This window comes from Flavobacterium sp. (assembly GCF_039595935.1).
Lineage (GTDB): Bacteria > Bacteroidota > Bacteroidia > Flavobacteriales > Flavobacteriaceae > Flavobacterium.
Map to the genome: position 1 here is coordinate 1155315 of NZ_JBCNKR010000004.1, position 15600 is coordinate 1170914.

At 36.2% G+C, this 15600-nt stretch carries 10 protein-coding genes; all 10 read left to right on the forward strand.

Annotated features, from left to right (window positions below; genetic code table 11):
• Positions 1-14 precede the first annotated feature (14 nt).
• The 10 genes from ABDW27_RS05000 (at position 15) to ABDW27_RS05045 (ending at position 15318) form a co-directional block, all read left to right on the forward strand.
• A complete protein-coding gene (locus tag ABDW27_RS05000) occupies positions 15-1490 on the forward strand; it encodes a RagB/SusD family nutrient uptake outer membrane protein (RefSeq protein ID WP_343694858.1) in 1476 nt (491 codons plus the stop codon).
• A gap of 29 nt (positions 1491-1519) precedes the next feature.
• Positions 1520-3442 (forward strand): arylsulfatase, encoded by a 1923-nt coding sequence (locus ABDW27_RS05005; protein ID WP_343694859.1) that lies wholly within the window; start codon positions 1520-1522, stop codon positions 3440-3442.
• A gap of 332 nt (positions 3443-3774) precedes the next feature.
• On the forward strand, positions 3775-4842 hold the full coding sequence (locus tag ABDW27_RS05010) for a sterol desaturase family protein (protein ID WP_343694860.1): 1068 nt from the start codon (positions 3775-3777) through the stop codon (positions 4840-4842).
• Positions 4843-4932: 90 nt separating this feature from the next.
• Positions 4933-5640 carry a rhodanese-like domain-containing protein gene (locus tag ABDW27_RS05015; protein WP_343694861.1) on the forward strand — a complete coding sequence of 236 codons (708 nt, stop codon included), beginning with the start codon at positions 4933-4935 and terminating at the stop codon, positions 5638-5640.
• An 88-nt stretch (positions 5641-5728) separates the two neighbouring features.
• Entirely contained in the window at positions 5729-7342 is a 1614-nt protein-coding gene (locus tag ABDW27_RS05020) for a sulfatase-like hydrolase/transferase (RefSeq protein ID WP_343694862.1), read from the forward strand.
• 344 nt (positions 7343-7686) lie between these two features.
• Complete coding sequence (locus tag ABDW27_RS05025; protein WP_343694863.1) at positions 7687-8949, forward strand: putative sulfate exporter family transporter; 1263 nt, start codon at positions 7687-7689, stop codon at positions 8947-8949.
• Between the two features lie 782 nt (positions 8950-9731).
• Positions 9732-11387 (forward strand): arylsulfatase, encoded by a 1656-nt coding sequence (locus ABDW27_RS05030; protein WP_343694864.1) that lies wholly within the window; start codon positions 9732-9734, stop codon positions 11385-11387.
• A gap of 69 nt (positions 11388-11456) precedes the next feature.
• On the forward strand, positions 11457-12377 hold the full coding sequence (gene cysK, locus ABDW27_RS05035; RefSeq protein WP_343694865.1) for a cysteine synthase A: 921 nt from the start codon (positions 11457-11459) through the stop codon (positions 12375-12377).
• 105 nt (positions 12378-12482) lie between these two features.
• Positions 12483-13403, forward strand: a complete 921-nt coding sequence (locus ABDW27_RS05040; protein WP_073416579.1) for a family 2A encapsulin nanocompartment shell protein — start codon at positions 12483-12485, stop codon at positions 13401-13403.
• Entirely contained in the window at positions 13387-15318 is a 1932-nt protein-coding gene (locus ABDW27_RS05045; RefSeq protein ID WP_343694866.1) for a family 2A encapsulin nanocompartment cargo protein cysteine desulfurase, read from the forward strand. The genes ABDW27_RS05040 and ABDW27_RS05045 overlap by 17 nt, the downstream gene beginning before the upstream one ends.
• Positions 15319-15600 lie beyond the last annotated feature (282 nt).

The window sequence follows — 15600 nt, forward strand, 5'->3', positions numbered from 1 at the left end:
AAAAAAAATATAAAATGAAAAAGATTATAATAACATTCCTTTTAAGTGCCGGTTTATTGGTATCGTGCACCGACCTTGAGGTAACGCCAACCTCATTTGTAACCGAAGATAATTACTTTAAAACTCAGGATGATGCCGTTGCGAGTGTAACAGCGGTTTACGCTTCTTTAAGCCTTGATCCGGGAGAGCAGAGTTTATTTGGAAGAAACCTTTATTTCCTTACCGATATGGGTTCTGATTATGCCGCAGCAGGAGTTTCTGCAACAAACCCTCAGGTTAGAGCCATGAGCAGTTTAACGCATGATGCAACCAATGACCGTGTTCAGGTGGCGTGGAGACAAATTTATGCAGGAATCAACAGAGCCAATGTATCTATTGATAACATTCCTCAGGTTTCAGGATCTGAAGTTGTAAAAACAAGATTAATCAACGAAGCTAAATTTATCCGCGGATTACTTTATTTTCAGGCAGTTCGTATTTGGGGAGGTGTTCCGATTGTGCTTCATGAACCAACTTCTATTCAGTTAGAAAGTTTAAAATCAAAAAGAGCAACTGTAGACGAAGTTTATGCTCAAATCATCAAAGATTTAACAGATGCTGAAAGTTTACCTGCAACTTACACTGCTGCTGATGCGGGACGTGCGACTTCCGGAGCTGCAAAAGCCATTTTAGCAAAAGTATATTTGACTAGAAAAGATTGGCCAAATGCAATTTTAAAAGCAAGAGAAGTGATTAATGGAGGTTACGGATATGCTTTGTTCGAAAACTTTCAGGACATTTTTACGAAAACAAAAAAGAACGGAAAAGAACATATTTTCTCTGTTCAGTTTGAGCCAAATCAGGCAGGAAACGGTTCCAGCGGAAGTACTTTTCAATCAACATCTTTTACCGGATTTACAGCAACTGAACCTGCTGATATTATCTCAGATGTAGCTTTATTCTATGATATCTATCAACCTGGAGATACCCGCAGAGATGTTAGTTATGCCAAACAATTACTAAATCCAACTACTGGAACGCTTTATACTTTTCCTAAACCAATTTTCAAAAAATATCTGGATTTGACCAACTTGGCAACTCCGGCAAACGTAGCGATCAATTTTCCTATAATTCGTTATGCAGACATCTTATTGTCTTTGGCAGAAGCCATAAATGAGCAAAACGGAGCACCAACAGTAGAAGCCTACGAATTAATTAATCAGGTAAGAAGAAGAGCTTACGGAAAAGCCATTACAACTCCGGATGTAACAGTTGATTTAGTGGGATTAAACCAAACCTCTTTTAGAGCCGCGATTCAGGAAGAACGTAAAAAAGAATTTGTTCAGGAAGGACAGCGCTGGTTTGACTTAGTTCGTTGGGGAACTTTGGTTACTGAAGTGAAAAAAGTTACGGCCAAAAACTCCGTTTCAGAAAGAAATAATCTTTACCCAATTCCACAAAGTGAAAGAAATATTGATCCAGTTGGTTTGCCGCAAAACCCTGGTTATTAATTATAAACACAACCGAAAAACTATTAAAAATGAAAAATTTTAGAAATAACTTTACGATCAAAAGCTCTGGAAAAGGGCTTTTGATTACAGCATTGCTGGCAGTACAATTTGGTTTTGCACAAGAGCAGCAAGAGTTCAAAGGAACAATTGGTAAAACTCTGGCAGATTCTAAAGAATACTGGCCAGACCCGGTAAAAGCGCCAAAAGGTGCGCCAAATATTGTCTGGATTTTATTAGACGATGTTGGATTTGGAGCTTCAAGTGCTTTTGGAGGTTTAATCAGCACGCCTACATTTGATAATTTGGCAAACAACGGTTTACGTTACACAAATTTCCATACAACTGCAATTTGTGCGCCAACTCGTGCTGCATTATTAACCGGAAGAAATTCAGGAAGAGTTCACGTTAGCGGATTTTCACACACTGTTTTATCGGCAGGATTTCCTGGATGGGATGGAAGAATTCCTTCTGATAAAGGAACAATTGCTGAGATTTTACGTGAAAACGGATACAACACTTTTGCCGTTGGTAAATATGGTGTAACTCCAGACGAAGACGCATCAGATGCAGGACCGTTTGACAGATGGCCAACCGGAAAAGGTTTCGATCATTTCTACGGATTCTTAGGTTCGCAAACCGATCAGTACAATCCGGATTTAGTAGAAGATCAGGTACATATTAAACCAGACGGACGTCATTTAAACGAATTAATTACGGATAAAGCCATCAGTTATATTCAAAAACAACAGAAAGCGGCACCCGGAAAACCATTCTTTTTATACTATGCGCCCGGAGCAGCACATGCACCTCATCAGGTTGCTACAAAATGGAGCGATCCATATAAAGGAAAATTTGATAAAGGATGGGATGCTTACCGCGAAGAGGTTATTGCTAACCAAAAGAAATTGGGTGTAATTCCTGCTAATGCTGTTTTACCAGAGCGCAACCCGTTAATCACAGACTGGAAAAAATTAACTCCGGACCAAAAGAAAGTGTATGCAAGATTTATGGAAGTGTATGCCGGATTCTTAACTTACACTGATTATGAAGTAGGAAGAGTTGTAAATTATTTAAAAGAAAGCGGTCAGCTAGACAACACTTTGATTTTTGTTGCTATTGGAGATAACGGTGCTAGTAAAGAAGGGACTACAGAAGGAACAATCAACCAAAGTTTATTCTCTCAAGGCACATCTGATGAAGAAAATCTGAAGAAAAACTTAGCCAATATTGATGAAATCGGAACTCCAAAAGGTTTAAATACGAATTACCCTTTAGGATGGGCTCAGGCTACAAATGTACCTTTCAAAAACTGGAAACAAGATGCACATTCTGAAGGTGGAACGCACAATCCGCTGATTGTTTTTTATCCAAACGGAATTAAAGACAAGGGCGGAATCAGAAATCAATACAGCCACGTAACCGATTTACTGCCAACAACTTTGGATATCGTAGGAATTAAAGCTCCGGAATATATCAAAGGAATTAAACAAGATATTATTCAGGGTTCATCATTTCAGGCTTCTATTGATAATCCAAAAGCTGAATCTTTACACAAAGTTCAATATTACTACATTTTTGGAAACAGAGCGATTTACAAAGACGGATGGAAAGCTGCGGCAGCGCACTTACCGGATTCATTTGCTGTAAAAAAATCTTTAGGCAAAAACGAAAAACCGGCTGAAAGTAATTTTGATGCCGATGTTTGGGAATTGTACAACTTAAACGAAGATTTTAACGAGCGTAACAACCTTGCTAAAAAATACCCTGAAAAACTGGCTGAACTTCAAAAACTTTTTGATGAACAGGCAAAAGAAAACAATGTTTATCCATTGATTGACTGGCAGGATGTTTACAACAGAAGAATCCACAATACCGGTGCAGAAAAAGGTAAAACATTACAGGATTTAGTAAAACAAGCCTCTAAACCTGGTGAAACCGGAAGCAGTAATTAGATTATAGAAATCTGCAGGGCTTTTTAGCCTTGCAGATTTTGCTCTTAACTTTCTGAAAGAATTATAAATAAATAACAAAATTGATAAAAAAAGATATATTTTAAATACTACTAATTCTATAGATATAGAAGTTTTTTATTTAAATTTACAATTCATATATAATTCACTGATTTTCAACAACACACAACACAATAAATTTTAAGATCATGAAGCGAGTAGATTACGAAATTATAGGAAAAAAGATTGTCGTTGGGATAATCTTGTTTTTAGTACCGCTGGTAATTTTAGCCGGAGGATTAACCATTATTAATCAATTTTTAAAATAAAAAATCATGGCGATAGTTCAAAAAGAAAAATTAACGAGAGACTTAACAATAAGTTTTTTCATTTATTCACTGCCAGTTGTGGCAATTTACCTTTATTTTAAATTAACAGGCGGTGCTGTAAGCGATTCTCATATTACACTGCCTTCATTTTTAGAATTTGCAAAACCAGCATTCGAAAATATCCGCACTTGGGGATTAACCGTTTTCATGGTCGTTTTGGGAATTATAGAATTTGCTGCAGGTTTATACGATGACGAATGGACGGGCGAAGAACGTAAAATTGATATTGTTTGTTTCTTAGCTCCAAAATTACTTTTACCACCGGTAATTGCTTTTTTCAGCTTAACAGCTTTACCCTATTTACTGCCAAATTTGGCTAATACATTATCTTGGGTTCCGTTTTGGGGAGGATTTTTCCTAATCGCAATTGCCGATGATTTAACACAATACTGGTACCACAGATTACATCATCAGGTACCATTTTTATGGCGTTTTCACAGAACACACCATTCTGCTCCATACATGGGAATGGCAATGGCATCAAGACAAAACTTTATCTACACAGTTTTCTTTTCTCAAATTTATTTGACAGCAACTTTAACCTATTTAGGTTTAGGATTACCGGCTCTGTTCGTTTTAGTTATCAAAAGTTTCATCACTTTGGGCGCACATTCAAGTATTGCATGGGACAAACCATTTTACAAATACAAAGTTTTACACCCAATTGCATGGGTTTTAGAAAGATTGATTTCTACTCCGGCAACGCACCACGCGCATCACGCAGATACTAGCGGAGATGGAGTTGGACATTTCAAAGGAAACTTCGGAAACATGTTTTTCATTTGGGATATGATTTTCGGAACTGGATTAATCACGCGTAAATTCCCTGAATCTTACGGAACAAAATCATACAAGCAAGAAGAATGGTACGCACAATTTTTGTGGCCAATTTTCAAATCTAAAAAAGAAGGAAGTTCCCTTGCCGAAGGCGTACTGGCATTTCCGCTAAAAGCTAAACCTGTAGAAAAAGTAATAGAAACTGCAGAACCAGCTCCGGTTTTAGAGCAGGTTTAATCTTAAAATGAAAATAAAAATATAAAGCGCGGCAGTGTATTCAAAATTAACCCTGAATACACTGCCAGCTTTTATCCAAACTATTCCATCATGAAAAATAAAATACAAATTACCACATTAATCCTGCTTTTTACAATTGTAGGTTTTTCGCAGAATAAAAGTTCAAACACCGTTTCATTAGATGTTTATTACAGTAAAATTCAGGCTGAGAAAAACCCACAGATAATCGATGCCCGCGGTCCCGAAGAATTTGCTTTAAACCATATTAACGGCGCAGTTAATTTTAATTTAGAATCAAAAGATTATGACCAACAAGTAGCAAAATTAGACAAATCCAGACCCGTTTTTACTTACTCCATTGGTGCCGGAAGAAGCGTTTGGCTTGCCGATGATTTATTGAAAAAAGGGTTTAAAGAAGCCTACAGTTTAGAAGGCGGAATTGCTAACTGGATTGGAAACGGAAAACCTTTTTATGTCAATACTAAAAGCAAACTGACTTTATCCGAATACAATAAAATCATTGCTGATAACAAAACTGTTTTGGTGGATATCGGTTCAAAATATTGTGGTGCCTGCATAAAAGTAAAACCAGTTCTGGAAACCATCAGAGCGCAATACGGTGAAAACTTAAAAATCGTAGAAATCGAGTTAGAAACCAGTCCACAGGTAATCGCCGATTTAAAAACCGTAAAAGTTTTTCCAACTTTGATTTTATATCAAAATGGCAAAATCATTTTCAAAAAAGACGGCTTAGGCGATTTAAAAAATGATGTTGATGTGGCTTTGGCTTCGAAATAAAGCCTGAAAACACGTTCCATTTGTCATTTCGACGAAGGAGAAATGACAAATATTATCGAAAATTTCAAAATAAACTAAACTAACCATAATGGCAAACTATAAAAAAATAACCGGGATCGTTCTCCCTATCGTTATAATCCTTTCGTTTATTGCGTTATTTCTTTTCTGGCCCATCAATACAGACGGAACATTAATAAAACCCGATGAAAAACTAGCTCAGGGAAAAGCAGCATTTCTGTCTCAAAAAGATACAACTTCAGAAAAAAAACCAAATATCATCATTCTCGTTGCCGATGATTTAGGCAAATATGATATTTCTCTTTATGGAGGAAAATCAACACCAACACCGCAAATTGATTCTCTGGCAGCATCTGGAGTTACTTTTACCGACGGATATGTTTCTGCATCCATTTGTTCGCCTTCACGCGCGGGATTATTAACTGGTCGTTATCAGGAACGTTTTGGACATGAATATCAACCCGGAGATCGTTATCCAAAAAATAACCTCGAATATTATGCTTTTAAGTATGTAATTAATACCAACAACTGGCGAATAAATAATAAAATAAATTACCCAAATGAAGCTTCAATAGCCACACAAGGTTTACCAAAATCTGAAATTACGTTTGCCGATTTAGCCAAAAAACAAGGTTACAATACGGCAATTATCGGAAAATGGCATTTGGGACACAACAAAGGATTTTTTCCTTTAGACCGAGGTTTTGATTACCATTATGGATTTTATCAGGCATTTTCACTTTACACGCCCGAAGATGATAATCCGGACATTATCAATCATCATCACAAAGATTTTACCGATAAAACAATTTGGGGCAACGGCCGTGTCGGAACTGGGCAAATTCGCCGTGACACAACTATTATTAAAGATAAAAAATATCTAACCGAAACATTTGCTGACGAAGCCGAAGCTTTTATCGACAAAAATAAAAACAAACCATTTTTACTTTACGTTCCATTTAATGCACCACACACGCCTTTCCAAGTTCGTAAAAAATATTACGATCGTTTCCTGAATGTAAAAGACGAAAACAAACGTGTTTATTTTGCGATGATCAGCGCACTTGACGATGCGGTTGGAAGAATTAGGGAAAAAGTTAAAAAAGAAGGTTTAGAAGAAAACACTTTAATCTTTTTTATAAGTGACAACGGCGGTGCCGATTATACTTTTGCAACAACGAACGCTCCTTTAAAAGGCGGAAAATTTTCTCATTTTGAAGGCGGAATAAATGTTCCTTTTGCACTTTCGTGGAAGGGAAAAATCAAGCCGCATACTGTTTACAAAACTCCGGTAAGTTCATTGGATATTTTCAGCACAATTGCTGCTGTTACGTATTCTGGTTTACCAAAAGACAGAGTTTATGATGGAGTTGATTTGGTCGACGTTGTCAATAACAATAAAGAAGCGCACAAAGATTTATACTGGCGTTCCGGCGATGCAAAAGCCATTCGAAGCGGAAACTGGAAATTAATCATCAGCGGAAAAACACATGAAAAATGGCTGTATGATTTATCTAAAGACAAATCTGAAAAGACAGATTTGGCTTCAAGAAATCCTCAAAAAGTAAAAGAATTACAAACTGCTTTACAAACTTGGGAAAAGGGATTAATTAAACCGCTTTGGCCAAATCTTACTTATTATGAATTCGACTTTGGCAAACAAAAATACTTTGTTGATTTGTAAAATTAAAGCAGTCCTGCAAGGTTTTCAAAACCTTGTAGGTCTTTCATTTTAAATTCTATATTAATAACTAATACCTACAAGGTTTTGGAAACCTTGCAGGAAATAAAACAATCAATTGCCTCCAGCTTTAGCTGGAGGTTTAAAATTGAAGATGCAAAAGGCTTTAGCCAAACTTTTTATTCGGCTAAAGCCTTTTCTATTTGCAAATCAGTTACCTCCAGCTAAAGCTGGAGGCTATTAATAGCTTTTTAATGTACAAATTCTTTAAATCCAGCTGAAGCTGGAGGCAATTTAATATAAAATCTTAGAATCAATAATTCTTAGAATAATCAAATCAAAAACAGATGTCAACTCAATCCAAACAATTTAATATCCACGAAGACTGGACAGTCGTTATTCTGGGATTTATAATCATCGGAATTTCTCTTTTTATATTTCTTCCCGAAGTTCCCGTTTTCAGCTGGTCGAATACTGCAGATTTATTTACGAATGTATTTGATTTTGTAAATCTTAAAATACTTTTAATTCAGTTTTTATACCTCATTTCAATTGGCACAATCGGGGCATTTTTTATTGGAAGATCTGTAAAATATTTTCTTTTTACTTTTCCGATAGTTTATCTTTTAACCTTAATTGCATTGATTCTCGCCGGAAATTCAGCCATAAAATCCATCAATCTCGAAGCCGTTATTTTTAGTTTGATAATTGGTTTGGCGATTGGAAATTTCTTCAAACTTCCGGAATGGTTTCGATCCGCACTTTCTACAGAAGTTTTTGTAAAAATCGGATTGGTTTTATTAGGAACCGGAGTTATTTTTTCAGATATATTAAAGGCAGGTTCATTAGGCTTAATTCAGGCATTGGTTGTTGTGATATCCGTCTGGTATTTTGCCTTTTGGCTTTGCCGAAAACTAAAAGTCGACGACGAATTAACGATGATGATTTCAAGTGCCGTTTCTATTTGCGGTGTTTCTGCAGCAATTGCCACTTCAGGCGCTATAAAAGGCGATTCTAAGAAATTATCTTATGTTATTTCGATCGTTTTGGTAACCGCAATCCCAATGATGATTTTCATGCCGATGATTGCTAAATATTTCAATTTCCCAGAAGAGGTAACCGTAGCCTGGCTTGGCGGAAGTATCGATACATCCGGAGCGGTTGTAGCTTCTGGAACTTTGGTTGGAGAAACCGCTTTAAAAATCAGCACGATTGTAAAATTCTCCCAAAATGTTTTGTTGGGATTAGCCGCTTTTGCGATTTCGGTTTATTGGACGTATTCACATAACACTTCATCTGAAGTAATTGAATCAAAACCAACCTTAAAAGTAATCTGGGAACGTTTTCCAAAATTCGTAATCGGATTTATTGCCGCTTCTTTAATCTTTTCCTTTTTAATTTCTCCCGAAACCAGAGACAGTGCAAAAGACAGTTTGAAAAATCTGCAGGGAATTTGGTTTGCTTTGGCTTTTACAAGTATTGGTTTAGAAACTAATTTTAAAGATTTACTAAGTAATAATAGTCGTAAACCTTTGTATGCTTTTTTAATTGCACAATTATTCAATGTGATTGTTACTTTGATTATTGCGTTTTTGCTTTTTGGCAACTAAACAACATCTCTCGCAAAGGCGCGAAGGCACAAAGTTTTTATTTATAGCCACAGATTATAAGAATTAAAAAGATTTTTTTTCACGCAGATTCAGCAGATTGTAGCAGATTTAATTATAAAATCTCTGCGTACATCTGCTTAAATCTTTTAAAATCTGCGTGAAATTAAAACTTTGCGCCTTCGCGGCTTTGCGAGATTCTAACCCTTCCTAATAAAAATCTCTGTAAAAACCTCCAATATGTCTTTGTATTTTTTCATCATCTTAATTAAAATATTAAAAATCAATAAACTAAATCAAAAAAATACACGTACACCCTATTATATCAAATCTTTTTTTCAAAAAAAGTAAAGATTAATTTGGATTTTACATTTTTAAATATAACTTTGTCTATAGAATTAGTAGAGTTTAAAATTAAAAACTTACATTTTGAAAACAACAGTTAACAATACGTACCACATTCTTCGTAAAAAACATACTTATAACACTTCTTGTTATATGTGCAGCTGTTGTTAATGCTTCCTTATACGTTCGTTTGAATCAGATTAAAACTAAAATCGAAACATATGAAAACGAACTTCATTCATCCCAATTTTACTGAAATATCATTTGAAACTTATGTTTCAGAAGATGTTACGCTATACTAAATCAAAAATGAAAATGGAGACGACAAACTAACATTCTTTTTGATTACCAAAGGTCATTTCTGCGGCAACAGAAATGACCTGATTTAAAGAACATTTATCACTTAAAAACAAAAAACAACAGACAAAAAACACATTACGATGAATACAAAAATTACAAAACTTCTGTTTTCCATTCTCTTAACCGGAGCTTTTACTTCTCAAGAGACGAAAGCTCAAACACAGTCAAAACCCAATATTATTTTGATTTTGGTCGATGATATGGGTTATTCAGATTTAGGAAATTATGGTTCAGAAATAAAAACACCAAATCTGGATAAGCTGGCCTCAGAAGGTTTACGCTTACGCGAATTTTACAACAACTCGATTTGTGCGCCAACAAGAGCTTCCCTCCTAACCGGACAATATCAGCACAAAGCCGGAGTTGGATTTTTTGATGTCAATTTAGGTTTACCGGCTTATCAGGGCTATTTAAACAAAGAATCTTTGACTTTGGGAGAAGTTTTCCGTTCCGGCGGTTACAGCACACTTTTATCCGGAAAATGGCATGTAGGTTCTGAAGATCAGGCACAATGGCCCAACCAAAGAGGTTTTGATAAGTTTTACGGAATTTTAAAAGGCGCTTCAAATTACTTTGATACCAAACCTTTGCCTTTTGGAAAAACACCTTATCCGGTAAAATTAATTCGTAATAACGAAGAACTGCATCCAAAAGATGATTCGTATTATTTTACAGATGAAATTGGGAATAATGCTGTGACTTTTCTTGACGAACAAAATAAGGAAAACAAGCCTTTCTTTTTATACTTAGCTTTTACTGCCCCTCACTGGCCGCTTCAGGCAAAACCTGTTGATATTGCCAAATACAGAGGGAAATTTGATGAAGGCTGGGATGTTTTAAGAGAAAAAAGAATCCAGAAACTAAAAGCCAGCGGAATTTTGCCTGCCGATCAAAGTATTTCACCAAGAGATCCTGAAGTTCCGGAATGGAATAAATTGTCTTACGACGAAAAACAATTCTGGAAAGCTAAAATGGAAGTATACGCCGCAATGGTCGATAATATGGATCAAAACGTTGGCAAAGTTCTGGACAAATTAAAAGCGCTTAAAAAAGATAAAAACACGCTGATTATTTTCATTTCAGATAATGGTGCTCAGGGCGGATTCAATACTTATAATCCGCTTGGAAGAGGTTTGGTTCGAAATGACGGACCTGTAGGAACTTCGGGTTCTTTTGATTATCAGGAACAAAACTGGGCTTATTTATCGAATACACCGCTTCAGCAATATAAAAACAATATGCACGAAGGCGGTTTCAGTTCACCGTTTATTGCGTGGTTTCCATCCAAAATAAAAGCGGGAAGAATCGATAAAGGAACCGGACATATTATTGACCTCGCTCCTACTTTCTACGAGTTGGCAGGAATTGAATACCCAAAAGAATATAATGGTGTGACGACAAACGCTTTGGTTGGAAAAAGTTTGTTGCCTGTTTTATTTGATAATGTTTCACAGGTCGATAGAGGCGTACCATTATTTTGGGAAAGAGCAGGAAACAGAGCCGTTCGAGACGGAAAATGGAAATTGGTTTCGATTTATCCTTCTTACGAATGGGAATTGTATGATCTTGAAAAAGACAGAGGCGAAACTACAAATGTCGCGCAGCAAAATCCGGGAATTGTCAACAAACTTTCGGCTTCTTATTTTGAATGGGCAGATAAAACCGGGGTTGTAGAATACAGTAAATTTAAACTAAAACCAGAAACAATGCCGGGCGGTGCAGCACTTAAAAAGTAATTTAATCAAAAAAATGAAAGACTATCAGGGTTAGGAATTCATTTTATTCTATTTAAAAATATCAAACACATGAAATATCAAAACATTTTAGAAACCATTGGCAATACGCCGCACATTAGGCTGAACAAGCTTTTTAAAACCCATGAAGTATGGATTAAATTAGAAAAAGCAAATCCGGGATCGAGTATCAAAGACAGAATTGCACTGGCAATGATTGAAGATGCCGAGAAAAAAGGAATTTTAAATCCGGATTCTATCATTATTGAACCAACATCGGGAAATACCGGAATCGGGCTTTCGCTGGTGGCTGCCGTAAAAGGTTACAAAGTTATTATTGTAATGCCGGAATCGATGAGCGTTGAACGCCGAAAAATTATCGAAGCTTACGGCGCAGAATATGTTTTGACTCCGAGAGAAAAAGGAACTTCGGGAGCGGTTGAAAAAGCAAATGAACTGGCGGCCACAATTAAAAATTCTTTTCTGCCTTCGCAATTTACCAATCGTGCCAATGTTGAAGTTCATGAAAGAACAACGGCACAGGAAATCTTAGCCGATTTTCCGGACGGAATTGATTATTTAATTACCGGAGTTGGAACGGGCGGACATATTACCGGAGTTTCTAAAATTCTGAAACAGCATTTTCCAAATTTAAAAACGATTGCGGTAGAACCTGCGCTTTCGCCGGTTTTAAGCGGCGGAATTCCTGCTCCTCACCCGTTACAGGGAATTGGCGCCGGGTTTATTCCCGAAGTTTTTAACAGAGAATATATTGATGAAATTGTGACTATTGAAAAAAATGACGCTTTTTCATTTGCTAAAAAATTAACAAAAGAAGAAGGAATTTTTGGAGGAATTTCAACTGGAGCGGTATTGGCTGCGGTTTCAAAAAAACTGAAAAATATTACCGAAGATGCCGTAATTCTGACTTTCAATTATGATACTGGAGAACGCTATCTTTCTGTTGAAGAATTATTTGATTTTTTCTCATAAAAAATTAAAAACCAAAATATTACAATAAAACAAAACCCGTAATTTTAAGAATTAAATCTTAGAATTGATCAAAAATAAAATAATTAACCGAAAAACCTTAAAACTATGGCAGAATTAGAAAAACAACAGACCGCATTAGGCGATGTTGCTGCAAGACAATTAGCAATTGCAACTCGTACCGTTCCTCAAATTGGAACCGTTACTCCACGCTGGTTAACGCATTTACTACATTGGGTTCCTGTAGAATCTGGCGTATTTCGTTTGAATAAAGTAAAAAACGCCAACCATATCGAAGTAGATTGTTCGGCTCGTGATGAAAGAGTTTTACCTAACACTTTCGTAGATTATATCGATAATCCAAGAGAATACAATCTGGCTGCTGTACAAACAATTGTAGATGTTCACACTCGTGTTTCTGATTTGTACAGCAAACCGTATAATCAGATTTCAGAGCAGCTTCGTCTGGCTATCGAAACAATCAAAGAACGTCAGGAAAGCGAATTAATCAATAACAAAGATTACGGATTATTGAGCAACGTTGCACCTTCTCAAATTATAAAAACAAGAACAGGCGCACCAACTCCGGATGATCTTGATGAATTGTTGACAAAAGTGTGGAAAGAACCGGGATTTTTCCTTTTGCATCCCTTAGCAATTGCAGCTTTCGGTCGCGAATGTACGCGTCGTGGTGTTCCGCCGCCAACAACTTCTTTATTTGGTTCTCAGTTTTTAACCTGGAGAGGAATTCCGCTTATTCCATCTGATAAATTACCAATCGAAAAAGGAAAATCAAAAATCATTCTTTTAAGAACCGGAGAAAGCCGTCAGGGTGTTATCGGATTAATTCAGCCGGGATTACAAGGCGAACAATCTCCTGGATTATCAGTTCGTTTTATGGGAATTAATGAAAAAGCCATTGCATCGTATTTAGTTTCACTTTATTGTTCTCTGGCTATTTTAGTAGATGATGCTATTGCTGTTTTAGAAGACGTAGAAATAGGAAAGTATCATGAGTACAAATATTAACAACAACGGTTTACCAAGTATCGACGATTTGCAAAATCTGGCAAACGAGTTGTTTAAAGCTTTACCAAATGAATTTCCAAAAGAAATTTCATTAAGTCCGGATAAGTCAGAACATCCTCGTGCGACAAAAATTGCAGAAACGATATTGCATGCCGGAAATCTTGATCAGTTTGGTCAGATTCCAGTTGTAAGCCCGTCGAGTACTTCGCCTTCTCCGCCAGCATTTAGTGGATTTGGAGCTTCTCCATCAGTAATAAATTACGGAAGTGGAGCTTCAGCTTTGTACCCAAATGCCGGAGCAGGATTTAATCCGCAAAACAGGAATTCTTCTTCGGGAGTTGAGGAAAACCATGATTTAAATATCAACAATCCGCATAACGGGTTTTATGATGCAAATTTAAAAAATGGAAATACTCCTCAATTAAATGAAGAAAGTCTTTTTTCGGGATTTTCACTGAACCATCAATATCTGCCATTTCAAACCGAGAATTCTTCTTTTGAGATTGAATTACAGGCTGCTTTGGCATCGGTTGATACACAGTTTAAGAAACGTGAAGATTTTCCGTTAAACGGAAATGAAACAACAAATTCATACTATTTTTTAGATCAGAATCCTTTTGCTTTTGATAAAAGAAGTACCGATATAATTGTTGGAAATTCTTTCGAACATAAAGAAATTAATCTTTTTAAAGGTCATTCTTTTGACGCTGCTTTGGTAAAAAAGGATTTTCCGATTCTTAGAGAAACCGTAAACGGAAAACCTTTGGTTTGGTTTGATAATGCGGCAACAACGCAGAAACCACAATCGGTTATTGACAGAATTGCGTATTTCTACGAACATGAAAATTCAAATATTCACCGTGCGGCACATGAATTAGCTGCGCGTGCATCTGATGCGTATGAAGCGGCTCGTGAAAAAGTAAAAGTGTTTTTGAATGCTTCTTCTGTAAACGAAATTGTTTTTGTGAGAGGCGCAACAGAAGGAATAAATCTGGTGGCTTCAACCTGGGGCGAACAGAATTTAAATTCCGGAGATGAAATTATTGTGAGTAATCTGGAGCATCATGCGAACATTGTTCCGTGGAAACGTCTTGCTGACAAAAAAGGTTTGAAATTAAGAGTAATTCCAGTTGACGATGACGGACAAATTCTGCTTGATGAATATGCAAAACTATTGAATTCAAAAACACGTCTGGTCGCTTTTACACAAGTTTCGAATGCATTGGGAACGGTAACGCCGGCAAAAAAAATAGTTGAAATGGCACACGCAGCCGGAGCAAAAGTTTTAATCGACGGTGCACAATCGGTTTCGCACATGAAAGTTGATGTTCAGCATTTAAATCCGGATTGGCTGGTTTTTTCTGGACATAAATTATTTGGTCCAACTGGAATTGGAGCTTTATACGGAAAAGAAGATTTGCTAAACGAAATGCAGCCGTATCAATCTGGCGGAAATATGATTCAGGATGTAACTTTTGAGGAAATAAAATACCATAAAGCTCCGAATCGTTTTGAAGCCGGAACAGGAAATATCGCCGATGCCATTGGCCTTGGTGCAGCAATCGATTATGTTACCAAATTAGGAATTGAAGCAATTGGTCAATACGAGCATTATTTGTTAGAATATGCTACCAGACTTTTGAAAGAAATTCCGGGCGTTAGATTGATTGGAACTGCAAAAGATAAAGCCAGTGTATTGTCTTTCAATTTACAAGGCTATTCAAACGATCAGGTCGGACAGGCTTTGAATAAAGAAGGCGTTGCGGTAAGAACCGGACATCATTGTGCTCAGCCTATTTTGCGCAGAATGGGAGTCGAAACAACCGTTCGTCCTTCATTAGCATTTTACAATACAACTGAAGATGTCGACACTTTTATAAAAACCATTTGGGAACTTAAAAAAGTGAGATTCTAAAAATAAGAGATTTTCTTCTCAAACTGATAATTGCTTTTTTTGATATTTTAAGTAATTATACCCTGAAAAGCGATTGTTATAAAACAGTCGCTTTTTTATTAAAATCAATTATTTTCAATTAATTTTTTATGCCTGTTTTTTTAACGCAGATATTCTTCCTTACATTTTTATCAAAAAATCAAACAATATTCATCAAAAACCAACAAACACGTATACAAAAGTTATCAATATCACAAAACATGATATTTTTGTTATTTTTAATGTTAAAAAACCATTAAAAAT